Origin of the sequence: Croceibacterium aestuarii (genome assembly GCF_030657335.1) — a bacterium.
GTDB lineage: Bacteria > Pseudomonadota > Alphaproteobacteria > Sphingomonadales > Sphingomonadaceae > Croceibacterium_B > Croceibacterium_B aestuarii.
In genome coordinates, this window is sequence record NZ_CP131039.1 from 832696 (window position 1) to 856999 (window position 24304).

General features: G+C 68.0%; 20 protein-coding genes. 7 read left to right on the plus strand and 13 right to left on the minus strand.

What is annotated here, in order from left to right; all coding sequences use genetic code 11:
• The first annotated feature begins 22 nt into the window (after positions 1-22).
• From Q7I88_RS04000 to Q7I88_RS04010, 3 genes are read left to right on the plus strand one after another with little or no spacing between them, the layout of a single operon-like run.
• Positions 23-1141 carry a CDP-alcohol phosphatidyltransferase family protein gene (locus Q7I88_RS04000; RefSeq protein WP_305097745.1) on the plus strand — a complete coding sequence of 373 codons (1119 nt, stop codon included), beginning with the start codon at positions 23-25 and terminating at the stop codon, positions 1139-1141.
• Between the two features lie 4 nt (positions 1142-1145).
• The gene (locus Q7I88_RS04005) at positions 1146-1574 is read left to right on the plus strand and encodes an HIT family protein (RefSeq protein WP_305097746.1); all 429 of its coding nucleotides are present in this window, start codon (positions 1146-1148) and stop codon (positions 1572-1574) included.
• A 5-nt stretch (positions 1575-1579) separates the two neighbouring features.
• Positions 1580-2701, plus strand: a complete 1122-nt coding sequence (locus Q7I88_RS04010; protein ID WP_305097747.1) for a CDP-glycerol glycerophosphotransferase family protein — start codon at positions 1580-1582, stop codon at positions 2699-2701.
• Here Q7I88_RS04010 and Q7I88_RS04015 read toward each other — a convergent pair.
• Positions 2698-3438 (minus strand): phosphocholine cytidylyltransferase family protein, encoded by a 741-nt coding sequence (locus Q7I88_RS04015; protein ID WP_305097748.1) that lies wholly within the window; start codon positions 3436-3438, stop codon positions 2698-2700. The genes Q7I88_RS04010 and Q7I88_RS04015 overlap by 4 nt on opposite strands.
• 92 nt (positions 3439-3530) lie before the next feature.
• On the opposite strand from Q7I88_RS04015, the gene Q7I88_RS04020 reads away from it, so the two are divergent.
• The 3 genes from Q7I88_RS04020 to Q7I88_RS04030 all read left to right on the plus strand — a co-directional run bounded on the left by Q7I88_RS04020 (position 3531) and on the right by Q7I88_RS04030 (position 6889).
• Positions 3531-4877 carry a lipopolysaccharide biosynthesis protein gene (locus Q7I88_RS04020; protein ID WP_305097749.1) on the plus strand — a complete coding sequence of 449 codons (1347 nt, stop codon included), beginning with the start codon at positions 3531-3533 and terminating at the stop codon, positions 4875-4877.
• 19 nt (positions 4878-4896) lie between these two features.
• Complete coding sequence (locus Q7I88_RS04025; protein ID WP_305097750.1) at positions 4897-6120, plus strand: M20 metallopeptidase family protein; 1224 nt, start codon at positions 4897-4899, stop codon at positions 6118-6120.
• A 127-nt stretch (positions 6121-6247) separates the two neighbouring features.
• The gene (locus Q7I88_RS04030) at positions 6248-6889 is read left to right on the plus strand and encodes a PilZ domain-containing protein (protein WP_305097751.1); all 642 of its coding nucleotides are present in this window, start codon (positions 6248-6250) and stop codon (positions 6887-6889) included.
• Positions 6890-6916: 27 nt separating this feature from the next.
• Here the strand turns inward: Q7I88_RS04030 and msrB are convergent, their stop codons facing one another.
• The 3 genes from msrB to Q7I88_RS04045 are packed head-to-tail and all read right to left on the minus strand — an operon-like array spanning position 6917 to position 9730.
• Positions 6917-7411, minus strand: coding sequence for a peptide-methionine (R)-S-oxide reductase MsrB (gene msrB / locus Q7I88_RS04035; RefSeq protein ID WP_305097752.1), 495 nt, complete (start codon positions 7409-7411; stop codon positions 6917-6919).
• Between the two features lie 49 nt (positions 7412-7460).
• Complete coding sequence (locus tag Q7I88_RS04040) at positions 7461-8756, minus strand: ABC transporter permease (protein WP_305097753.1); 1296 nt, start codon at positions 8754-8756, stop codon at positions 7461-7463.
• Entirely contained in the window at positions 8753-9730 is a 978-nt protein-coding gene (locus Q7I88_RS04045; protein WP_305097754.1) for an ABC transporter ATP-binding protein, read from the minus strand. Before Q7I88_RS04045 ends, Q7I88_RS04040 begins: the two co-directional genes overlap by 4 nt.
• 47 nt (positions 9731-9777) lie before the next feature.
• Between Q7I88_RS04045 and queG the strand changes: the two genes are divergently transcribed.
• Positions 9778-10827 carry a tRNA epoxyqueuosine(34) reductase QueG gene (queG, locus tag Q7I88_RS04050; protein ID WP_305097755.1) on the plus strand — a complete coding sequence of 350 codons (1050 nt, stop codon included), beginning with the start codon at positions 9778-9780 and terminating at the stop codon, positions 10825-10827.
• On the opposite strand, the gene Q7I88_RS04055 is transcribed toward queG, so the two are convergent.
• The 9 genes from Q7I88_RS04055 to Q7I88_RS04095 all read right to left on the minus strand — a co-directional run bounded on the left by Q7I88_RS04055 (position 10811) and on the right by Q7I88_RS04095 (position 24101).
• Positions 10811-12037, minus strand: coding sequence for an NAD(P)/FAD-dependent oxidoreductase (locus tag Q7I88_RS04055; protein ID WP_305097756.1), 1227 nt, complete (start codon positions 12035-12037; stop codon positions 10811-10813). The two genes, queG and Q7I88_RS04055, sit on opposite strands and share 17 nt — an antisense overlap.
• A gap of 42 nt (positions 12038-12079) precedes the next feature.
• On the minus strand, positions 12080-16708 hold the full coding sequence (locus tag Q7I88_RS04060) for an NAD-glutamate dehydrogenase (protein WP_305097757.1): 4629 nt from the start codon (positions 16706-16708) through the stop codon (positions 12080-12082).
• Between the two features lie 254 nt (positions 16709-16962).
• Positions 16963-17946 carry an LLM class flavin-dependent oxidoreductase gene (locus Q7I88_RS04065; protein ID WP_305097758.1) on the minus strand — a complete coding sequence of 328 codons (984 nt, stop codon included), beginning with the start codon at positions 17944-17946 and terminating at the stop codon, positions 16963-16965.
• A gap of 2 nt (positions 17947-17948) precedes the next feature.
• Positions 17949-18716: a tetratricopeptide repeat protein gene (locus tag Q7I88_RS04070; RefSeq protein ID WP_305097759.1), complete on the minus strand. Its 768-nt coding sequence runs from the start codon at positions 18714-18716 to the stop codon at positions 17949-17951.
• 13 nt (positions 18717-18729) lie between these two features.
• A complete protein-coding gene (locus Q7I88_RS04075) occupies positions 18730-19458 on the minus strand; it encodes an alpha/beta hydrolase (protein ID WP_305097760.1) in 729 nt (242 codons plus the stop codon).
• 96 nt (positions 19459-19554) lie between these two features.
• Entirely contained in the window at positions 19555-20610 is a 1056-nt protein-coding gene (locus tag Q7I88_RS04080) for a DNA polymerase III subunit delta (RefSeq protein WP_305097761.1), read from the minus strand.
• Entirely contained in the window at positions 20607-21104 is a 498-nt protein-coding gene (lptE, locus tag Q7I88_RS04085) for an LPS assembly lipoprotein LptE (RefSeq protein WP_305097762.1), read from the minus strand. Before lptE ends, Q7I88_RS04080 begins: the two co-directional genes overlap by 4 nt.
• Entirely contained in the window at positions 21101-23617 is a 2517-nt protein-coding gene (leuS, locus tag Q7I88_RS04090) for a leucine--tRNA ligase (RefSeq protein WP_305097763.1), read from the minus strand. The genes lptE and leuS overlap by 4 nt, the downstream gene beginning before the upstream one ends.
• 19 nt (positions 23618-23636) lie before the next feature.
• Entirely contained in the window at positions 23637-24101 is a 465-nt protein-coding gene (locus Q7I88_RS04095; protein ID WP_305097764.1) for a DUF3576 domain-containing protein, read from the minus strand.
• Between the last annotated feature and the right edge of the window lie 203 nt (positions 24102-24304).

Genomic DNA, 24304 nt, shown 5'->3' on the forward strand with positions numbered 1-24304 from the left:
CGGCCTTAATCGCTGGTGGCCTATGAGCGAGACCGAGCCTGCCATTTCCGTCGAAACCGTCGGCGCCAACCCGGTCCGGCTGTGGGGTCTCGACACCGGCGAACGCGTGCGCCGGATGGCGGCTAAGTTGGGGCTCGGCGGGACCGGCGCGCCGGTCGTGCTGGCCAATGCCGCATACGCTTTCGATCCCGCCTGGCTGGCCCATGTCGCCGCTCATCCCGGCGTGGTGCTGACGTTAGGCGAAGCGCCGGTGCTGGGTCACGCACGCGGCGAGCAGGAGGCTGCGGGCCTGCGCGCCGCGATGCGGGGTGAGGGACCGGTGCCCGCAGACCTGCTTTCGCTGGCTTACGAGGACGGCGCTGCGATCGAGAACAAGGCCCTGCGCAAGCGCGAGCGCCCCTTCCTCATGATCCTGACCGCCGAGACCCGCCGGGCGATCGAGCGGGCGAGCTATTTCGGCGCCTACAAGGGCGTCACCGACCTATTGACTAAATACCTCTGGCCCGAGCTGGCGCTGTGGCTGACGCGGCTTGCCGCTTGGCTCGGGCTCAGCCCCAATGCGGTGAGCGCAATCGGCGCGGTGCTGTGCATCGCCGCGACCGTCGCCTTTGCGCACGGACAATACTGGCTCGGCATGGCGATGGGTTTCGTGTTCATGGTGCTCGATACCGTGGACGGCAAGCTGGCGCGCTGCACGATAACCTCGAGCCGGCTGGGCGACGTGCTCGACCACGGCATCGACCTCGTCCACCCGCCGTTCTGGTGGTGGTTCTGGACCACCGGCCTGAGCTATTGGGGCCTTGGCCTTTCCGAGATCCTCTTCTGGTGGGTCCAGGGCGCGATTCTCGGCGGCTATATCGTGCAGCGGCTGATCGAGGGGGTCTTCATCGCCCGGTTCGGCGGCATTCACATCCATGTCTGGGAAAGGTTCGACAGCCGCTTCCGGCTGGTCACGGCGAGGCGCAATCCGAACATGGTGATCCTGTTCGTTTCGCTGCTGTTCGGCCGCCCCGATATCGGCATCGTCGCGGTGGCGGTGTGGACCGTGCTGAGCTGCGCCGTGCACCTCGTGCGGCTGATTCAGGCTGCGGCGCAGCAGCGACGGGGCGAGCCGGTCATCTCGTGGCTGGCGCAAGGGTGAGGCGATGAACGAAACGATCCGGAAATTCGGCTGGCCGGCAACGCTGATCAAGGAATTCGACCACTGGGTCGTGCTGCTGCGCCCCGCCCAGCCAACGCTCGGAAGCCTCGTGCTAGCGGCCAAGAGCGACGCGACCGCGTTCGGTGACCTGCCGGGCGAGGCGCATGCCGAACTCAAGACGATCACCGCGGCGATCGAGGCCGCGCTCCGCGATTTCACCGGCTATGCGAAGCTCAACTACCTGATGCTGATGATGGTAGACCCCCACGTCCATTTCCACGTCATCGCGCGCTACGAAGGCGAACGCGAGTTTGGCGGGGTCGCTTTCGCCGACGCCGGCTGGCCCGGGGTGCCGCAGCTCGGCGATGCGGTTAAGCCCGACGAGAGGATGCGCACGGCACTCGTCGCCGAACTGACGAGGCGGTTCGGCTGACGGCTGTGCCCCGGCTCAACGTTTCCCTGATCGGCGGCGAGCACCAGCTCGCGCACGTCCTGCCGGTCGCGGCCGAGCTGCACCGCCGCGGAAGGGTCGAAGTCATGGCCTACGCGGCGCCGGGCGCGACCCGCGTAGCGCACCAGTTGTGCAACGACATCGGCTTGCCCGAAGTGCCGATCCGGGAGATGAGCTTGCCCGCGGCGCTCGCGGTCTTGCCGCGCAGCTGGCACAAGGGGCTGCGCGTGGTGCGCTGGGCCGGGCCGCTGCGCGATGCGGACGCGCTGCTCACCGCGGAGCGCACGACCACCTTGTTGAAATCGCTGCCGGGCAAATGTCCGCCGCTGTTGCATATCCCCCACGGTGCAGGCGACCGGGCAAAGGGGTTCGAGCGCAGGATCGCCCGGTTCGACATGGTCTTCGTCGCCGGCGAGAAGGATCGAGAGCGAATGCTGGCCGAGGGACTGGTCACGCCCGAGCGTTGCCTGGCGGTCGGCGGGGTCAAGCTCGCGGCGATGAGCCGCATGGGTCTGGAGCGCAGCCGGCCGTTCGCCTCGAAGCGGCCGGCGATACTCTACAACCCGCACTTCGAAAGCGCGCTTTCCTCGTTCTCGACATTCGCCGAACGTCTGCGGGCGTTCGTGCTGGCGGGCGACGAATACGATCTGGTAATTGCCCCCCATGTCCGGCTCGCCGAACACTGGAGCGACGCCGAACGCGCGAACTGGGAAGCGCGCGCCGTTCCCGGGCGCGTCATCGTCGACCTCGGCTCGGAGCATTCGTTCAACATGGATTACACGCTGGGCTGCGATATCTACGTCGGCGACGTGAGCAGCCAGGTGTACGAGTTTCTCGTTCGCCCGCGGCCCTGTCTGTTCCTGAACGCCCACGCGGCGGAGTGGCGGGGCAATGCCGATTACGCGATGTGGGCGTTCGGGCCGGTCATCGGGCCCGACGACGACATCGGGCCAGGAATCGCACGCGCCATTCGCGAGCAGCCGGCGCGCAAGAAGGAGCAGGAAGCGGCCGTCGTCGCTGCGGTGGGGCGCCACCCCTGGCTCGAGGGCGAAACCGGTCCCGATGCTATCGAGAAGGCCGCCGACGCTATCGAAGCGTTGCTCGCCTAGACCCAACTGGCGGTCAGGGCGGTCGCATCCTCGATATCGTTGAGGTAATCGACCTCGGCCCAAGCCAGTCCCTCGATCGAACAGGTGCCGACCTTGCCGCTGGCGGCGAGGGTGTCGATGACTTTCAGGTACCAGTGATTGACGCCGTCGGGCGTGCGCATGGCCTGCCGCACCGCCTCGCGAAACAGTTCCGTCCCTTCGCCGCGGAAGGCGAGGAATCCGATCGACTCCGCGTTCGAGCGTTCGGCCGTCAGCGTCTTGCCGATATGCACCAGCCGCCCGTCGGCGGCGTGCTCGACCTTCATGTCGTCGCTGTCGTATTCATCCTTGACGTCGACGGTCACGGTCACCGGCCAAGGCGAACCCTGCTGGACCCTGGCGACGATCTCTTCGCAGACCAGCGTGTCGCCGTTGAGTATGAGGAAGTCGCCAGCGGCCATCCGTTCGCGCACGATCCAGCATGAGCCGAGATTGTCGGCAACCTTGTAGAACGGGTTGAAGTGGACGTGGACTTCCGCCCGCGGATCGGCGATTTCGGCGAGATGCGTCTCGACCATGTCGGTCATGAAGCCGGTGACGACGTCGATCCGCTTCACGCCGCCGCGGGCGAGCATCTCGATCTGCCAGCCGAGCAGCGAGCGGCCGGAGAAGTCGATCAGGCATTTCGGGCGTTCGGCGGTCAGCGGAAGCAGGCGGCTGCCCTGGCCGGCGCTCAGCAGGATGGCGTTCTCGATCATCGCGCGCGTCTAGCGGGCGGCGCGGCGCGATGGAAGCTTAACGGGGCTCGTCGCTTGCACCCCTCGCCTTGCTGGTCCAAAGCGCAAGCGCCATGCCTGCCCCTACCCAGCCCCGATCGCTGCTCGGCCGCATGCTGGCGAACACCGCCTGGCTGCTGGGCGGCAAGGGTTTCGGGGCGGTGTGCAGCCTCGTTTACCTCGCAATTCTCGCCCGTTCGCTCGGGCTGAAGGATTTCGGCCACTTCTCGCTCATTTTCGGCTCCGCGCAGGCGCTCGTTGCCTTGTCGGGCCTGCAAACCTGGCGCGTCGTGGTACGGTATGGCGCCGGCCACGTGCATGCCGGCAACTGGGCTGCGTTCGGGCGGCTGTCGATGCTCTCGGCCCTGCTCGACCTCGGCAGTGCGCTGCTCGGCGTGGTCGTCGCCTGGCTTATCTACTTCCAGTTCAGCGACGCGCTCGACCTCAATCCCAAGTACCTCGTCGCCGCTTTCTGGTTCACCGTCGCCAGCCTCTTCGCGCTGGTTTCGACGCCGACCGGAATCGTGCGCGCGCTCGATCGCTTCGACCTCGGGGTCTATGTCGAGGCGCTGGTGCCCACCTTGCGCCTCGTTGCCGCGGTGGCGATCTGGCTCGTCGACCCCAAGGTGGTCTATTTCCTTGCCGCCTGGGCGGCGATCGATCTGATCGAGGCCGCGGGTTACTGGATGCTGTCGCGGCGGCTGTGCCCCGAATCTGTGAGTCTGCGACATCTCAAGGACTGGCGGCTGGCGACCGACGACAACCCGGGAATCGTGCGCTTCTCGCTCGTCGCGTTCGCCAGCTCGACGCTCGACGCTGCAGTCAAGCAGGGACCGCTGCTGGCGGTCGGATACCTCGTGGGCACCCGCGCCGCCGGCCTCTACCGCCTCGCAGCCCAGCTCAGCCAAGGGCTGGGCAAGCTCTCGGTGCTGCTGACGCGCGCCGCCTATGCCGAGATCAACCGCGCCCGCGTCTCCGCGGAGCACGCCGAATTCCGCCGCCTTGTGCGGCAGACCTCGCTGATCGCCGCTGCGGCCGGCGCGGTGGTGGTCGTTCTCGCGGTCGTGCTGGGCGAGCCGCTGCTCGACCTCATCGGCGGGTCCGACTTCGATGCCGGCTACGCGGTGCTCGTGCCGCTCACCTTCGCCGCCAGCCTCGAGCTCGCCAGCGTGGCCTTCGAACCGGTGCTGCATTCGACCGGGCACGCGCGCTATGCGCTGTTCGGGCGTCTCGCCGGGTTCGTGGTGCTGGCGGGCGCCATCGGCTGGCTCGCCGGCTCCGCGACCGCGGTGACCGTCGCGATCGCGGTCGCGGTCGGCGGGGTCGCCACCTATGTCGCGCTCGGTGCGCTGGCCTGGTACGTCATGGCGCGGCTCCCAGCCTATTCGCCTGCGGCGCCCGCGGCTGGCGAGGCGCCATGACCGGTGCTAGAAACCGGCCATGTTGACCAAGGCCCTGCTCGAAGACTCGCGCGCAATCGCCGGCCGCATCACTGCGCTGCGCCGCGCCATCCACGCCGAGCCCGAGCTCGGGCTGGAAACGCCGAAAACGCTGGCCAAGGTGCGGGACGAGCTTGCCGACCTGCCGCTCGAATGGCGCGAGGGGTCCTCGTGCACGGGCGCGGTGGCGGTGCTCAATGCGGGCAAACCCGGCAAGTGCGTGCTGCTGCGCGGGGACATGGACGCGCTGCCCATGGACGAGCTGACCGGGCTCGACTTCGCCTCGACGATAGCGGGGCGAATGCACGCCTGCGGGCACGACACGCACACGGCGATGCTGGCCGGCGCGGCACGGGTGCTGGCGGCGCGCGCGAACGAACTCGCCGGCGAGGTGCGCTTCATGTTCCAGCCGGGCGAGGAAGGGTTTCACGGCGCCCGTTTCATGATCGACGACGGATTGCTGGGCGGCGGCGATGACGGCGTGGCGCTGCCCGACGCCGCCTTCGCGCTCCATATCATGCCCAATGCGCCGCACGATACGATCGGCGGACGGGCGGGGACCCTGCTTGCGGCAGCCGACATGATCGACATCAAGGTCACCGGCCGCGGCGGCCATGCCTCGATGCCGCACGACACGCGCGACCCGGTCCCGGTGGCCTGCGAAATCGTCATGGCACTGCAGGCAATGGTCACCCGCCGGTTCGACGCGGCGGAGGCGGTGGTGGTGACGATAACCCAGCTCGATTCGGGCAGCGCGCATAACATCGTGCCCGATTTCGCCCGTCTCAAGGGCACTATGCGCACGCTGACGCCCGCTGCGCGCAAGGCCGTGCGCGAGGACATCCACCGCGTCGCAGAGAACATCGCCCGCGCGCACGATTGCACAGCCGAGGTGCTCATCACCGAGGGCTTCCCGCCGACGATTTGCGATCCGCGCGCCGTCGACCTTGCCGAGCAGGTCGCGACCGATCTCGGCGGCGAGTTCCTGCGTCTCGAAGCGCCGCTGATGGGGGCGGAAGACTTCTCCTACGTCCTCGAGAAGGTCCCCGGGGCAATGTGCTTTCTCGGCGTGGCCGAGGCCGGCGCCGACTGGCGCAACTGCTGCTCGATCCATTCGAGCCGGATGATGGTCGACGAAACTGTCCTGCCGCGCGGCGCGGCCTTCCTCGCCGGCTGCGCCAGCGCCTTCCTGGCGGCCGGAGACTGGCCGAAGGCAAACGGTTAACCAACTTGCGTCGCTTCTAGCGGGGAATGCTGAGCCAGGGTTATCGGTTCGGCAACCGTAAGCGTGGCATTTCGGCATCGGGACTAACCCCCTTTTCGAAGCCGGGGCGAGACAGGAAGCAGGGAACATGACGCAGGCCGCCAGCTCTACGGCGCCGCCCGTCGCTGAGCTTGGGTCCGGTGAGGGCTCCGATCAGCGGACAGCGGCTCGCTACACGCCGCTGATCCGCACCGCGAAGCTCGTCGGAGCTTCCGGCGAATTCCTCTGCGTGGTGAGCGACGTCTCGGCGACCGGTGTCAGCGTCCGCCTGTTCCACCCTCTGCCGTCCGATCGCGCTCTCTCGCTCGAGATGCCCAACGGCGATCGCCTGCCGCTCGAGACGGTGTGGGAAAGGGAAGGCCGGGCCGGTTTCCGTTTCGCCGCCGAAGTCGATCTCGACCGCGTCCTCGAAGGGCGCGGCAAGTGGCCCAAGCGGCCGATCCGGCTCAACCTCGAATTGCCGGTTACTCTGTCGGGGCTGACCGGGCGTTTCGATGCCGAACTGCGCAACATCTCGCTGCAGGGCGCGCAGATCGAATGCAACACGCGGCTGGCGATCGAGCAGCGCCTGCGCATGACCGGCGGCGGCCTTCCCGAGGTCGAGACCAAGGTGCGCTGGCGCCAGGGCAGCACGTACGGCCTGATCTTCGACAGCCTGCTGCAGTTCGCCGACCTCGCGCGGATCGCCGCCTATCTCCAGGGTTTGAAATCGAACCAGTCCGGCGCCTGACGAGGGCGCGCTGGCGGGTCACCCGCGTCAGGCGGGGCGAAACAGCATCGCGTCGCCGTTCATGCAGTAGCGTAGGCCTGTCGGCTTGGGGCCATCCTTGAAAACGTGGCCCAGGTGCCCGCCGCAATCGGCGCAGTGTACTTCGGTGCGCGGATAGCCGAGCTTGAAGTCGGTCGAGGTGCCCACCGCCCCCGGCAGCGGCTTCCAGAAACTTGGCCAGCCGGTGCCGCTTTCGAACTTGGTCGCGCTCGAATAGAGCTCGTTCTTGCACCCGGCACACACGAAGGTGCCCTTGCGGTGTTCGTCGTTGAGCGGCGAGCTGAACGGCCGCTCGGTCGCTTCGTGGCGCAGCACGTCGTACTGATCCTTGGTCAGGCGCTTCTTCCATTCGGCGTCGGTGTAGGAGACCTTGAAGGTCTTGGCCGAGGCCGGCGCGGATCCGCAGGCGGCGAGGAACGTGGCGGCCGACCCGGCTCCGAGCCAGGTCAGGGCGGTGCGGCGGGTGGCGTTGGTTTGGGTCATGACAACTCTCTTTATGCACAGGCAGGGCGAACCGTTCCTGAACGAGAGCCTACATGTTCCGGGCGAGCCCGTCAGCCGTTTCCAGTGCAGACCGGCGGAGAAGGGCGAAGCGCTTCTTCCTCTTCACCGGTTGCGGGCCGGATTTCATCACCCGCTTGCGGAACAGCCGGGCGCCGAGGCGCACCGCGATGTAGACCCACAGCGCCTGCCATAGCACCGCGAAAACGTGCGGCAGCACCGCATCGTCGAGCGCAGCGCGGGCGAGCATCGCGAAGGGCGAGGACAGCGGGAAGGCGATGGCCAGCAGTTCGACCGGTTCGCCTGGCTTGCCCATCGCGTAGCTGGCGAAGAAGAAGAGAAGCACCTGGCTCATGGTCACCGGCATCGACATCGTCTGCACTTCGCGCACCGTCGTTGCCAGCGAGCCGATGGCGAGGAAGATCGAGCCGAGCAGCAGGTAGCCCATCGAGAAATAGATCACTCCGAACAGGAAGAAGAGCGGCCAGCCCACCCCCGGCTCGGGCAGCTTGCTCAAGTCGACGAAGCTGGCGACCGGCCCCTGCATGTCCGCAAGGGTGACGAGGCTGCCGATCACCGTGCCCCACAAAGCAATGCCGACCAGCGATACGCCGAGCATGGCGAACAGCTTGCCCATGAACACCGAGTCCATCGGGATCGCCGCGGCGAGAATCTCGATGATCTTGTTGGCCTTTTCCTCGACGAGATTCGACAGCACCATGCCGGCGAGCAGCATGATCAGCAGGAATAGCAGGGTCTGCCCCGCCTGCGCGGTGGCGAGGCGGGCTCGCTTGGCCGAGGCGCCGCTGGTCGCGACGACCTGCGTGGCAACCGGCGGGAAGGCCTGGGGCGACTTGCCCAGTGCAGTGGCCGCGAGCAGGGCGACGCTGCCGCGGAACGCGGTCAGGCGGCTTTCGGGTGCGGTTAGCACCGGGTGCTCGAGTGTCCCCGAGAGGACCGCAGCGATGTTGCTGTCACGCCGGGCCAGCAGTGCGCGCGCGTCATAGGTCTCGCCCTCGGGCACCTGCGCGACTTCGCGAATCTGCGGCATGGCCGGGCCGAGCTGGGCGCGCAGCGACTTGTGCGCAGCGAACAGCCGGGCTTCGTCGGAGGCGCTCATGGCGATGGCGATCTCGGGCTCGCCGGCGCTCGAATCGAGCGAACTGCCGATGCCGCCGGCGAGCGCGCCGACGATGATCGGGAACAGCGGCCCGAGGAGAAAGAAGAAGAAGACCCGGCTGAACAGGATGGCGGTAAAATCGCGCCGGGCAATGACCGCCGCCGCGGCGAGCAGCGAGAGGCGCGACTTGGGGGTCTGCTCGCTCATCGGCGCACCCCGACCGGGCTTTCCTCTTCGAGCGCGCGGGCCGCGGCCTCGCCGGCAATGGCGACGAAGGCGTCGTGCAATCCGGCCCGTTCGATCGACAGCGAGAGGATGCCCGCCTCGCCCTCGATCAACGCGCGCAGCAGCGGCTCGATGCCGCTTTCGGGGAGGGGAAAGTTCCAGAAATTGCCCTCGGCGCGGGTCGCAGGCGGCAGCGCGGCGCGCCACGGGCCGTCCTTGCTGCGCGTCTCGAGCCGGACCTGCGCCGGAATGCGGTCGCGCGCGGCGTCGACCGAGCCGGCGTACGGCACCTTGCCCCCGGCAATGATCGCCACTTCGTCGCACAAGCGCTCGGCATGGGCGATGACGTGGGTCGAGAAGATCACAGTCGTGCCTTCGGCCGCAAGATCGCGGATCAGGCGTTCGAGCTTGCCCTGGTTGATCGCGTCGAGGCCCGAGAACGGTTCGTCGAGCACCACCAGCTGCGGCTCGTGGACCAGCGTGCCGAGCAGCTGGACCTGCTGCGCCATGCCCTTCGACATCTGCCGGATCTGCCGGTCGGCCGGCAGCCCGTGCTCCTCGAGCAGCTCGCGGCCGCGAACCCGCCCTCGCTTGAGCGGCAGACCGCGCAGCGCGCCCATGAAGGCGATCGCCTCGTAGGCCTTCATCGACGGATAGAGCCCGCGCTCTTCGGGCAGGTAGCCGATCAGCCGGGCAATTTCGCTCGGTCGGTCGTGCCCGAGCACACGGCGCACGCCCGAATCCGGATCGATGATGCCAAGGATCATGCGCAGCGTCGTCGTCTTGCCCGCGCCATTGGGCCCCAGGATGCCGTAGATCGCGCCCACCGGCACCGAAAGGTCGATCCCGTCGACCGCAAGCGTGCCGTCGAAGCGCTTGACCAGCCCGCGAGCCTCGATAGCCAGCCGGCCGGATGCATTGCGAGCTGGGGAGGTCTGGCCTAGCGCTGCGTCCATCGTGTACGCGGCATAGGCCGCGCGGGTAAACGGGAGCAAGGCTCAACTTGGTTAACGCGGGCGTTAGCGGCGATCTCAAGCAGGATCTTGCGGCCAAGGCGCGCGAGCTCGGCTTCGTCGCCTTCGGCGTGGCCCCCGCGGCCGACGACCCGCTACGCGCACGGCGGCTTGAGGAATGGCTCGGCGCCGGAATGCATGGCGCGATGGAGTGGATGGCGGCGCGCGCCGACGTCCGCAAAGGGCCGCAATCGATGTGGCCTGAGGCGAGGAGCGTCATTGCTCTGGGCATGAGCTACGCACCAGAGATCGACCCGCTGGCCCCTGGCGAAGCGAAGATCTCCGTCTACGCCCAGGGTCGCGACTACCACGACACTGTCAAGAAGGCGCTCAAGGCGCTCGCTCGCTGGCTGGTCGAGCGCGTGCCCGGCACCGAACTGAAGGTCTTCGTCGATACCGCGCCGGTGATGGAAAAGCCGCTGGGCGAGGCCGCTGGGATCGGCTGGCAGGGCAAGCACACCAATCTCGTCAGCCGCGAGCACGGCTCGTGGCTATTCCTCGGCGCGATCTACACCACGCTGGAACTGGAACCCGACGAACCGCACGCCGACCGCTGCGGCAGCTGCATGGCGTGCCAGCAGGCCTGCCCGACCGATGCTTTTCCCCGGCCTTACCAGCTCGACGCGCGACGCTGCATTTCATACCTCACGATCGAGCACGCGGGGCCGATCCCCGAGGAATTCCGCGAGGCGATCGGCACGCGCATTTACGGCTGCGACGATTGTCTGGCTGTGTGCCCGTGGAACCGCTTTGCCGACGCGGCGCAGCGGCACCGCGCGTTCCTCCCCCGCGAGGACCTTGTGGCCCCGAGACTGGCTCAATTGCTGGCGCTCGACGACGCGGCGTTTCGGCAGAAGTTCTCCGGCTCGCCGATCAAGCGCATTGGGCGCAATCGTTTCGTGCGAAACTGTCTGATCGCGGCCGGGAACAGCGGCGATCAAGCGCTTCATTCGCAGGTCAGCGCGCTGCTCGCCGATCCCGATCCGGTCGTGGCCGAGGCGGCGCGCTGGGCGCAGGCGCGGCTTACAACATCTCCTTGAGCTGTACGTCCGGATCGAGCAGCAGATCGGGATCGATCACAGCCCGGGCCTCGATCAGCTTGCGACCTTGCGCATAGTCCTTGGTCTTGTTGACGCAATCGAGCGCGATCACGCGGCCTTCCTTGAGGTAGACCACCGAGAAGCTTCGCTCCGCGGGATCGCCGCGCAGCACCGTGGTGTCGTGCTCGGCCGAGAGGCCGACCGTCTGCAGCCTGAGATCGTACTGATTCGACCAGAACCACGGCAGCGCCTTGTAAGGCTGTGGGTCCCCGCAGATCGCCTTGGCCGCGGTCGCGGCCATGTCGTGCGCGTTCTGCACGCTTTCGAGGCGGATGACCGCCCCGTCGGCATAGGGATTGCCATGCGCCGCGCAGTCGCCGATGGCATAGATGTCGGGCAGGCTGGTCCGGCACATTTCGTCGACCTCGACGCCGTTGGCGCCCGCCGCGCCGGCGCTGATCAAGGGGCCGATAGCCGGGACGATGCCGATGCCGACGACGACCATGTCGCAAGCGATCGTCTCGCCGCTTTCGAGCGTTACGCCGGTCACGCGGGACCCATCGCCCTGCAGAGCCCCGACCATCGCCTCGAGCCGCACGTCGACGCCCTGGCGGCGGTGCTCGTCCTCGTAAAAGCGCGACAGGTCTTCTCCGGCCACGCGGCCGAGCACCCGATCCTGCGATTCGAGCAGCACCACATCGCAGCCGCGCTTGCGCAAGACCGCCGCAGCCTCGAGACCGATATAACCGCCGCCGATCACCACCACGCGCTTCGCGCCGGCCTCGAGTTCGGCCAACATGCGATCGACATCGGCCTTGTCGCGCACGGTGTGGATGCCGGCAAGGTCGGCGCCCGGGCACGACAGGCGGCGCGGGTCCCCTCCCGCCGACCAGATCAGCGTGCCGTAGGCAACCGTCGCGCCTCCGGTCAGCGTCAGTTCCTTGGCTTGCGGATCGATCTTGAGCACCGCGGTACCGGGCCGCAGCGTCACCGCCTTGTCGGCCCAGAATCCCTCGGGGCGGATCAGGATGCGCTCGAACGGCTTTTCCCCAGCGAGGTATTCCTTCGACAACGGCGGCCGCTCGTAGGGCGGCGCGGGATCGCGGCCGATCATCAGGATCGACCCTTCGTATCCCTGCTGGCGCAGGGCAATGGCGGCCTGGGCTCCGCCGTGGCCCGAGCCGACGATTACGATATCCGCGCTCTCCATGGCGCCGGGCTTGGGCAATTCGCTGTCCGCGTCAACCCCGCTTCAGCGTTGCAGGACGTTGCGTGCCTGGCTCGCGATCTGCGCCAGCATGGCGGGAGCCACCGGGGCAGCCGACTGCGCGCGGGCGATCATCGAGCGGAACTGTCCGATCTCGCGGGCATTGCGCTCGGCCCATGCGGCGATCAGGGTCGAGATGTCGTCTTTGGCCGATTTGCGCCGCGCCAGCGCGCGCAGGAAATCGAAGCGCATCTGCTGGAAATCGCGCGCCAGGCCGGCGACGAGTAGCCGCTCCCAGGGGTCCGACGGGTTCATTACTGCCGCGACCGATTGCGCCCAGTCGAGCCCGAGCCGCGCGCCGAGATCGACGAAGGAGTGGGCCAGCTGGGTTGCGGGGAGACCGCTGTCGCGGGCCAGGCAGGCAAGGCCGATTGCCCCGTCCATGGCGAAGAGACGGGCGACCAGCTTGGCGCTGCGCTCCGGGGCGCCGGCGGCGATCAGGTCGAGTTCGATCTTCGTGGCATGATCGCGCGTGTCTTCGGCGAGCAGTTCGTCGACGTGATCGCCGAGCTCGGCGACGCCCTTCTTCAGTTCGGCGATGGTCTGCGCCGGGGCCAATTCGGTGCCGCGCGCGCGGAGCAGATCGGCCATGTGGCTGCGCAGCGCATGCGCGGTCTGGTCGAACAGCATCAGACGCGCGGTTTCGGGCATTTTCGCGGTGTCGAGCGCCGCCCAGACCTCGTCGAGCCCGAGCAGCGCGCTGGCCGAGACGAACGAGGCGCCTACCCGGTCAAGCCCCGCTCCCTCTTCCTCGGCGAGTTCGAAGGGGTGAATCATACCCATCCGATTGACGATGCGGTTGGCGACCACGGTCGCGACGAGTTCGGGCCGCAGCCGGTGGTTGAGAATCTGCCGGCGGAACGGTTCGCGCATCGTTTCCGGAAAATCGCTCAGCAGCAGCGGCTCGATCGCGCTGTCCTGCGTCAGCGCGCAGTCTTCGAGCGCATCCTGCAGCACCAGTTTGGCGTTCGATAGCAGCACGGCGAGTTCGGGCCGGGTGAGGCCCATGCCATCCGCCGAACGCCGCGCCAGCGTCTCGCCGTCGGCGAGACCCTCCGTCTTGCGATCGAGTTCGCCGATGTCCTCGAGCGTCTCGATCAGCCGCGTCTGGCTGGCGACGGCGCGGGCGCCGCCTCTTTCGGCAATCGACAGCGCGAGGGCCTGCAGACGGTTGTCCTCCAGCACCAGCGCAGCCACCTGCTCGGTCATCTCGGCGAGCAGCGCTATCCGGCGCGCCTCGGTCAGCTTGCCGGCGGCCTTGGCGGTGGCGAGGGCTATCTTGATGTTGACCTCGTTGTCCGAGCAGTCGACTCCGGCGGAATTGTCGATGAAATCGGTGTTGATGCGTCCGCCCTTCAGCGCGAAGGCGATGCGCCCCGCCTGGGTAATGCCGAGGTTCGCGCCCTCGCCGATGACCTTGGCGCGGACTTCGCTCGCGGCCGCGCGCAAGCCGTCGTTGCTCGGGTCCCCGACCTGCAAGTCGCTTTCGCCGTCGGCGCGCACATAGGTGCCGATACCGCCGAACCATAGGAGGTCGACGGGGCTCTTGAGAATGGCGTTGATCAGGCTCTCGGGATCGAACTCGCGGGTCGCGGTGCCGAGCGCGGCGGCGGCTTCCTTGCTGATGACGATGGTCTTGGCGCTGCGCGCGTAGACTCCGCCGCCCTTGCTGATGAGCTTTTCGTCGTAGTCGGCCCAGCTCGACCGCGGCAGCTCGAACAGGCGCTTGCGCTCCTCCCAGCTTGCCGCCGGGTCGGGGTCGGGGTCGATGAAGATGTGGCGGTGGTCGAATGCGGCGACGAGTTCGATCGTTTTCGACAGCAGCATGCCGTTGCCGAACACGTCGCCGGACATGTCGCCGCAGCCAACGACCCGGATCGGGTCGGCCTGCACGTCGACGCCCATCTCCAGAAAGTGCCGCTGCACCGAGATCCAGGCCCCGCGTGCGGTGATGCCCATCGCCTTGTGGTCGTAGCCCTTCGACCCGCCGCTCGCGAAGGCGTCGCCGAGCCAGAAGCCGCGCTGAATGGCGATTGCGTTGGCCACGTCGGAAAAGGTCGCGGTGCCCTTGTCGGCCGCGACCACGAAATAGGGGTCATCGCCGTCGCGGACCACCACGCATTCCGGATGGACGACCTTCTTCCCCTCGATGTTGTCCGTCACCGACAGAAGGGTGCGGATGAACACCTCGTAACTGGCGCGCCCTTCGGCGAACCAGGCGTCGCGATCGTCGGCAGGATCGGGCAGTTGCTTGGGGTAGAACCCGCCCTTGGCGCCGGTCGGTACGATGACCGCGTTCTTGACGCGCTGCGCTTTCATCAGGCCGAGAATCTCGGTGCGGAAATCGTCGCGCCGGTCGGACCATCGGAGCCCTCCGCGCGCGACCGGGCCGGCGCGCAGATGGATCCCTTCGACGCGCCGCGAATAGACCCAGATCTCGCGCCATGGGACCGGCTTCGGCAAGCCCGGGACCAGCGCAGAATCGAACTTGAAGGCGAGCGCCTCGCGCGCCGCTGGGGCGAAAGCATTGGTGCGCAGGATCGCCGCGATAGTGCGCCAGACGAGCCGCAGCAGGCGGTCGTGGTTGATGGACTCAACGCCGGCGAGGCCGCTGCGAATCGCGGCGTCCGCCGCGGCGATCGTGCCGGCGCGGTCGCCCTTGAAGCCGGGATCGTGGTGGGCGCGAAAGAGCTCGACGAGCCCGCGGGTAACCGCCGGTGCGCCGCGCATGGCGTCGACCACGGTATAGATCGTGTAGGCTATCGCCGACTGCCGCAAGTAGCGGTAGAGCGCCCGCATCCACCCGGCTTCGCGCTCGTCGAGCCCCGTGGCGATGACCAGGCGGTTGAACACGTCGTCTTCGGCGATGCCGTTGAGCACTGCGCCGATCGCCGCTTCGATCGCGCTCTCCCGCTCGAAAACCGCCTCGACCTCTTCGCGGCGCGGCAGCAGCAGTCGGAAGTCGTGAATCGTGTAGCGCTCGCCGTTGCCCAGCTCGGTGGGCACTTCCGACAAGACGCGGAAGCCGAAATTCTCAAGCGCCGGGACGGCATCGCTCAGCGGCATCGAGGGGCCGAGTTGATAGATCTTGAGTCCGAGCTTGCACGGGTCGTCGCTCTCGATCCGGTAGAGCCGCGCATCGCGCCCGAGAGGGCGGTCGGCGTCGCCGGGCGTGAGGTGGTGAATTCGCGCGATGTCGCGCGCCGCTTCGGCTGGGCCGTAGGTTGTCCGGTACCCTTGCGGAAAACCCTCTGCGAAGCGCGCGACGAGCGCAGCGGCGCGCCCGGACTCGTAGCCTTCGAGCTCGGCCTCGACCGCTTCACTCCAGCCGCGCAGCATGTGCTGCAGCCGGTCGTCGATGGTTGTCTCATCGGGGCTGTGCTCATGCCCGCGGAAGTCGAGTACGTATCGCAGCATCGCGAGATTGCCGCCTTCGACCACGAGGCTCCAGTCGAGGGTGTCGGCCTCCGTCTCGTCCTCGAGCATGTGCTGAATCTGCATCCGCACCTGGGTTGAAAGCATGTCGCGCGGCAACCATACGAAGGCGAAGAGGTGGCGCGCGAGAGGCGCCATGACGAGCGCGGCGCGAGGCCGCGGGCGATCGCCGAGGGCCATCATCGCTGTCGCCACTCGGGCGATGTCGCGGTCGGCAAAGCCGATGACGAGGTCGTGCGGCAGAGTCGTCAGCGCGTGGAGCAGGGCCTTGCCGTCATGGCTGGCCGGCGGAAAGTCGAACAGCTCCATCATCGCCGCGAGCTGGCGGCGCAGCACGGGCACTTCGTCGGGCGGCGTGAGCAGCGCGGTGCTGGTCCAGACCCCCGCGTGGATCGAAAGCGCGGTCACTTTGCCGGCATCGACAATGGGGACGATGAACAGGTCCAGCGGAACGCGCCGATGGACCTTGGAGAGACGGTTGGCCTTGATGATGAGCGGAGCGCGCCCGGGGCGCGCGCCCGCCTGGCGGTCGAACCAGGCGAAGGCGCGCTCGTAAGTATCGTCGGCGAGAAGTTCGCGTGCGCTCTTGCGGCAGATGCCGAGCAGCTGCGAGCGGCTGCCGTCGCGGAAGCGGGTGACGTGGCCGAGCTGGGTCAGCATCCCGCCGCCGAGCCAGTGCAGCAGTTCGGCGCCTTCGGCATCGTCGATTCGCTCGGCATCGGCGGCCATCAGCCCGCGCATCTTCGCCCAGTCCTGGACTGCCGCGCGCACGTCGCCCAGCGCGGCGGCGATGGCGCGTTCGAGGGCGCGCCGGTCCTTGGCATCGACCCGCGCCGTCTCGAGGTAGATCATCGATTCGCGCGGCGCGGCATCTTCGGCATCGGGCAAAGCGAGGAGTTCGCCCTCGGCATTTCGCGCCGCGGCCACGATCGGGTGGACCAACAGATCGATGGCAAGGCCCTGGGCGGCGATCGCCATGGCAACCGAGTCGACCAGAAACGGCATGTCGTCGTTGACCACGGCGACGCGCATGAAACGCCGCCCTTCGTGGGCGGTGCGGATCAGGATCGACGGTTCGCCTGGCTCGCGCTGGGCTGCGGCTTCGAAGAGGAACGCGGCGGCTTCGGCCATGTGACCGGGCGGGGGGTTCTGCTCGCCGGGCAGGAGCGAGCCCGCCATGCGCTCGCCCAGTTGCCTGACGAGCCCCGCCGGCGATTTCGCGCGGGCCGCGTCAGGTGACTTTTCCCGCTTTACACCGTCAGCCTTGCCCCTGCCCTTCGCCGCCATTCTCGCCAGACTCCGTACTCGTTACAGCTGAAACGATATAACTGCGCGCGCCTCTGCACCTGCTCGTGGCGCAGGACAAGGGCAATTCGCGGCGCGGATCGTCTCTCTCGCCTTAACATACGCCCGCCCAGCGCGAGGGTTTCCGCTCAGGCGGCGATCGCGTCCATCGTCAGTTGCAGCGAGCGCCGCCTCGCAGCCGGGTCGAAGGTGGCGCCGGAGACGATGATCTCATCGGCCTGTGTGCGGCGCACGAACGCCTCGATACTCGCCGCAACGGTCTTCGGAGAGCCCACTGCTCGGGCGACCGAGAGTCGCTCCAGCATGCCTCGGGCGTTTTCGGGCAGAGTGTCGCGATAGCCCGGGATTGGCGGCGGAAGTTTGCCCGGTTCGCCCGAGCGGAGGCGTACGAACGATTGCTCCTGCGAGGTGGCGAGAATTCCCGCCTCCTCGTCGGTCTCGCCGCAGATCACGGTCATCGCCGCCATCACGTGCGGCTTGTCGAGCGCCGCCGATGGGCGAAACTGCTCCCGGTAGGCGGCGAGCGCGCCGTCGAGGTGGTCGGGCGCGAAATGGCTGGCGAAAGCATACGGAAGGCCGAGCCGCGCGGCCAGCTGGGCGCCGAACAGGCTCGATCCGAGCATCCACATCTCGACTTTCGCTCCGAAACCGGGGGTCGCCCGGATCGGCAGGTCGATGTCGCCGGTGAACAGGGCGCGCAATTCTACCACGTCCTGCGGGAAATATTCCGAGGCGCGGTGCAGGTCCTTGCGCAGCGCCTGGCCGAGTATCGGGCCGGCGCCTGGCGCACGGCCCAGCCCGAGGTCGATCCGGCCGGGAAACAGCGCGTCGAGCGCGCCGAATTGCTCGGCGATGACGAACGGATTGTGGTTGGGCAGCATGATGCCGCCCGCGCCGATGCGGATCGTTTCGGTGACATGTCCGATGTGCGAGAGGGCCACCGAAACCGCGCCGCCGGCAATGCCTTCGCTGCCATGATGCTCGGCAACCCAGAAGCGGCGATAGCCGGCCGCCTCGGCAGCTCGCGCCAGATCCCCGGCCTCGCGCAGCGCAGTAGCCACATCGCCGCCTTCGCGGACCGGGACGAGATCGAGAACGGAAAGCGGTACCATCGTCATTCCTTTACGCGGGCCGGGCCCGCGAGCTGATCCAGATAATTCGCGGCGGTCGCCGCGGCGGGGCTGTCGGGCGCGAACGTGCGGACGTTTTGCCAATAGCCGCGCGCGGAGGTCTCCTCCCCGCTCAGCATGGCGATGACCCCGGCCTCCAGCAGGACCTGCGAATCTTGCGGGGCAAGCGCCAGCGCGGTGGCGATGAACGCCGCGGCGCCGCCTAGGTCTTCCTCCCGGCGGTCGAGCGTGGCCGAGAGCAGCCAGACCTCCGCCACTTGCGGCGCGTTCCTGCGGGCGCGCTCGAGCGCCTCGTCCGCAGCTTGCGGCTGGCCCAAGGCGACAAACGCCCGCGCCTGGTCGGCGGCGATCGTTCCGGCAAGTTGCTTCTCGCCCGCGCTCGAAGCATCGGTCTCGGCGGCGGCGAGCGCGGCAATCGCGGCCTCGTCGTCGCCGGCCTCGAGCGCAGCGTTTCCGGCCATCGCGCCGAGCCGCGCGCGCAGCTCCTCGTCCACCGCCGCATCGCGCCCCGCGCGAAAGGCCTGCGCTGCCGCGTCCCAACGCAGCAGGCTGACGTAGGCTTGGCCGAGGCACTGCTGCGGCAGGGCCGTTCCGGGGCCGGTCGCTTCGCCCAGCCAGGCGCCGGCGGTAGCGATGGCCGTCGCCGGATCGCTGCGCGCCTGATCGAGACATTGCGAGAGCCGGCCGGCCTCGCCCGGCGCAAGGGCCGCCGAAGCCGGCGCGGCGAGGAGAGCGAGGGCGGACAGGATCATCGGACGCTTCCGGTCATAGGGCGGCCACGGTACGGAGCAGGAGGGCGATGTCCTCCTCGCGCGAAAGCCGGTGATCGCCGTGCTTGACCAAGGTCACCTGCACATCGCTTGAACGCAGCGCGGCGGCGAGGCGGAGCGAAATCTCGGGCGGCACGTCGGCGTCGTCCTGTCCGTGCAGAAGGCGCACCGGGCCGTCGAACGGAATTGCCGCGCCGAGCTGGCGCTGCGCGTTGCCGTCGGCCCAGAAGCGGCCAAAGGTTGGCGTCGGCTCGGGGCCGTAGGGATTGTCCTCGAAGACAGTCTCACCGGCGCCGAGCGCCGCCTGCTGCGCAGGCGAATAGCCCCAGTCGGTGAAATCGGGCGCGGCGGCGATGCCGACCAGCGCTGCGACCCTGCTGCCGAGCGCGCGCGCGGCAAGCAGCATGAGCCAGCCGCCCATCGACGAGCCGACGAGGATGACCGGCCCGGCAAGCCTCGTTTCCACCAGCGCGACCACTTCCTCGCACCACCGGCTGAGCGTGCCATCGGCAAAGTCGCCCGGGCTCTCGCCGCAGCCCGAGTAGTCGAGCAAGAGCCACGCGCGTCCCTCGTGCGCGGCCCAATCGGCCAGCGCGGTCGCCTTGGAACCGGTCATGTCGGACATATAGCCCGGCAGAAAGACCAGCGCGGGACCGCGGCCCGGGCCATGGCGAAAGGCAATTATGCGGCCGTCGGCCATGGCGTGGAATTGTGGTGCGCTCACAGCCGGCACATGGGATCACCGGGCGGCAGGGGCAAGCGACAAACGCCGGGACGTCCGGCAGGAGCCAACGAAAGGCCGGCTCGCTTGAACGGGGATTTACGGCTTGCGCTTGTTCCTCAAGGCATTGCGCGCGATTTCGGCCAGCTCCTGCGCCAGCAAGGTGTCGGCCGCCTGGCTGTTCCCGAGAAGCAGCCGGTGCGTTTCGGCCAATCGCCGCACGAGCCGATCAAGCGGCTTTCCGCGCCACACGGCGAGCTGGGCCTTGAGATCCTGGGCGTCGCCGAAGAATACGCGCCGCGCCGCGCGCTCTTCTTCGATGAACTGGTTGAGCTTGCCATGCGGGCCAAGGCGGGCGGCGAGTTGGGCGAGCTGGGCCGCGCGCCGCTCGAAGGCGAGCAGCAGGCCGACCGGGTTGAGTGAGACTTCCCGAAGACGGCGGAATTCCTCGGCAAGCGCCGGGCCTGTGCCCGACAGGACGGCGTTGACGAGCGGCATGAAGCCGTCCTCTTCGGTGCTCGCCCCGACCGCGTCGAGATTGGCTGCGGTAAGGGTTTGCGGATTCTGCGGCGAGGCATCGCGGAACAGTGCCAGCTTCTCGACCTCCGAGCGGGCGAGGCGCTGGTCGAGCCCCGCGCCGCGAGCGATGCGCTCGCTCAGGTCGTCGGCCATGTTGAGGCCGAGCCCCATGCCGATGCGTCGCACCTCGTGCGCGACCGAGCGGAGATCGGCCGGGTAGAACATCCCCACGAAGCCGTCGCCGCGCTTGGCGAGAAGCTTGGCGGTGCGGGCCTTGTCGCTCGCCGAGGTCGCGACGACGATTACCGGGCAGGCGCCCTGGCCCTCGCCGGCGTCGTAAGTGTCGAGGAGGTTCTTTACCGCGTCGTGCGCCTCGTCGCCGCTAGCGCGAACCCAGATGTGGCGCGAGCCGCCGAACAGCGAATTCGAGCGCGCCTCGTCAGCCAGGCGCACCGGGTCGGAGCGCAAGTCGGCGCCGGACAACTCGACCCGTTCGCCGGGCTCTTCGAGCAGTGCGACCAGCGCCTCGGCCGCGGCATTGGCGCCGGATTCGTCGGGACCGCAGAAGAAGAACACGCGCGCATCGCGAGCCGCCCGCGGGGCGTGCTGGCGGAAATCGCGCTGCGTCGCCTTCATGAGCTGTTTCGGACCGTCAGCGCCAGGCGCGCGACGATCCGGTCGGCAACTTCCTTCGACAGGTTCTCGAGCGCCGTTTCCTCGGCAGCGATCGTGGCATATTCGCTCGACACCACGTCGATGCCGGCATCGGAGCCCGCTGTCGCGTCGAGCACCACCTCGTCGCTGGCGATATCGACCAGTTGGTAGCGCGCGCGCAACGTGCGCCGCTCGCGCCCGACCGAATCGTCGGTCAGCAGACCAAGCCCCTCGAGCTTGTCGTCGAGCAGCACGTCGAGGCGGTAGCGCGCATTTTGCGTTTGGGCGCCCGTCTGCCCGAGCCGGTCCTTGAGCGCATTGCGCACCAGCCAACCGGCCTTGCCGTCGATCGGGGCGACCTCGACGCTGGAAAGCCCGCTCGCCACAGTGCCCGCGGCGCCGCCCGAATACATCGGCGAGAGTCCGCACCCGGCAAGTGCGAGCGAGCCCGCAAGGAGGAGCGCCAGCCCCCTCACGCGACGATGTTCACCAGCCTGTCGGGGACAACGATCACCTTGCGCACCTCGGCTCCATCGAGCGAACGCTGGACCTTCTCGCTGGCCAGTGCAAGCGCCTCGAGTTCGGCTTTCGCCAGGCCTTTGGCGACGGTCAGGGTGTCGCGCAGCTTGCCCTTGACCTGGATCGCAATGGTCACCTCGTCGTCGACCAACAGCGCCGGGTCGGCGGCAGGCCACGGCGCGTCGGCGACGAGGCCGGCCTCGCCGATCGCGGCCCATCCTTCTTCGGCGAGATGCGGCATCATCGGCGCGGCGAGCAGGAGGAGCGTGCGAATCGCCTCGCTGCGGCTGGCGCTCGGCGCGCCCTTTTCGGCGGCGCTGGTCAGCTCGTAGATCCGCGCCACGGCCTTGTTGAAGGCGAGCGCCTCGATGTCTTCGCCAACCGCGGCAATGGCCTTGTGGACTTGGCGATCGAGGGCTCCATCGGTTCCCTGAGCGCTTGCATCGTACTGCCCGAACAGCCGCCACAGCCGCTGGACGAAGCGCCAGCACCCCTCGATGCCCGCGGCCGACCACGGCAGGTCGCGCTCGGGCGGGCTGTCGGAAAGCATGAACCAGCGCACCGCGTCGGCGCCGTAGCGGGCGATGATCGAGTCCGGGTCGACGGTGTTCTTCTTGGACTTCGACATCTTGATCACGGGGCCGATGGCGACCGGCTTGCGATCCGCCAGCAGAACCGCGCTTTTGCCGCCGCGTTCGACTTCGTCCGGGCTGTAGAAGACCTCGCGATCACCTTCACGGCGCGAATAGGTCTCGTGGGTGACCATGCCCTGGGTGAAAAGCGAGGCGAACGGCTCCTTGACGTCGAGCTGGTGGATCCGGGCCAGCGCGCGGGTCCAGAAGCGGGCGTAGAGCAGGTGCAGGATCGCGTGCTCGATGCCGCCGATGTACTGATCGACCGGCAGCCACTTCGCGACAACCGCCGGGTCGAACGGTCGGTCCGCCGGCTGGCTGGCAAAGCGCAGGAAGTACCATGAGGAGTCGACGAACGTGTCGAGCGTGTCGGTTTCGCGCGTCGCCGCGCTGCCGCATTTCGGGCAATCGACATGCTTCCACGTCGGGTGGCGCGCAAGCGGGTTGCCGGGGATCGAAATGTCGACGTCCTCGGGCAGCACGACGGGGAGCTGGTCCCTCGGCACCGGCACCACCCCGCAGGCGTCGCAATGGATGAACGGGATGGGCGCTCCCCAGTAGCGCTGGCGGCTGACGCCCCAGTCGCGCAGGCGCCAAACGGTCTTGCCTTCGCCCCAGCCTTCGCTCACGGCCCGGTCGATCACCGCCTGCTTGGCGCTGGCGACATCCATGCCGTCGAGGAAACTCGAATTAACGAGCATACCGTCGCCGGCTTCGGCCTCGGTCAAGGGGGCATCGGCGGTCGCGGCATCGGGCGCCACCACCCGGACGATCGGCAGCCCGTACTTGATGGCGAAATCGAAATCGCGCTGGTCGTGCCCGGGCACCGCCATGATTGCCCCGGTGCCATATTCCATCAGCACAAAGTTGGCGATGTAGACCGGCAGGTACTCACCGGTGAACGGGTGCTTCGCTCCGATCCCGGTGTCGAAGCCGAGCTTTTCGGCCGTCTCGAGCTCGGCCGCGGTGGTGCCGCCCTTCTTGCATTGCTCGATAAACTTGGCAGCGTCGCAATTGCCCATCGCGACGGCTTGCGCGACCGGGTGGTCGGGCGCGACGGCAACGAAGCTTGCGCCGAAGATCGTGTCGGGTCGTGTGGTATAGACCTCGACGGTCTCGCCGTTCGACAGGTCGAAAGTGAACTGCAGGCCGGTGCTCTTGCCGATCCAGTTCTCCTGCATGATGCGGACCTTCTCGGGCCACTTGTCGAGCTCTCCCAGCCCGTCGAGCAGTTCCTGCGCGAAGTCGGTGATCTTCAGAAACCACTGGCTCAGCTTGCGCTTCTCGACCGGGGCGCCGCTGCGCCAGCCCTTGCCGTCGATCACCTGCTCGTTGGCCAGCACGGTCTGATCGACCGGGTCCCAGTTGACCGCCGATTCCTTGCGATAGACGAGCCCCGCCTCGTAGAAGTCGATGAACATCGCCTGCTCGTGCCCGTAGTAGTCGGGATCGCAGGTTGCCAGTTCGCGGCTCCAGTCGAACGCCATGCCCAACCGCTTCAATTGCGCCTTCATGTTGGCGATGTTGCCGCGGGTCCACGCACCCGGATGCACGCCCTTCTCAATCGCGGCATTCTCGGCCGGCATGCCGAAAGCGTCCCAGCCCATCGGGTGCAGCACTTCGTGCCCGGTCATCCGCTTGTAGCGCGCCAGCACGTCGCCCATCGTGTAGTTGCGCACATGGCCGATGTGGATGCGCCCGCTGGGATAGGGGAACATCTCGAGCACGTAGCTGCGCGGCCGGTCGCTCGCGTCGTCGGCGGCGAAGACGTCGCGCTCGTCCCAGACGCGTTGCCAGTGTCCGTCGGCCCGCGACGGATCGAATCTCTCTTCTCTCATAGATGCCCCCTACGGGAACTTAGCCGAGGTCGGAACGCCTGAGATCGCGCGCCTTGGTAAGGATGATGTCTTCCAGCTTCTGCACCGTTGCGGCCTGGACCGGGGCAGCCACCCACTGTCCGTTGCTGTTGACTTCGCGGCTGGCGGCGATGCGCAACGCATCGGCGCGCAGATCCTGGTCGAGGATCGAAACCGAAACCTTGACTCGCTCGCCCGGGTTCTGGGGGTTCGAATACCAGTCGGTGACGATCACGCCGCCGGCGCTGTCGGCCTGGGTCAAGGGCATGAAGCTCAGCGTTTCGAGGCTGGCGCGCCACAGGTACGAATTGACACCGATCGAGGTGACCGAGGCGGAGGCCACCTGTGCAGCCTGGTCGTCCTGCTTGTGTCCGCACGCAGCCAGCGCGAGGCCCAGCCCGGCGACCAGCACGAAGCGGGCGGGCTGCAAGCGGCGGGCGGCGGGGCGGAAATTCGGAAGTGCCATGAACGGTCCTGTCTGTCTTCGCGGGCGGCTCGCCCGTGAGCGCCTCTATAGCCTCACCTCGGTGCGCGGCAAGCCGCAGCATCCCTGCGATGTCGTAGCGCCAATGCGCCCCGCAGCGCTGAACCGGCGCTTAACCCCGGACCCCCGTTCCGCAGTCCACCTGTGGGCCTCCTGCAACAGTCCCGGAAAACCGCGCGGAAACG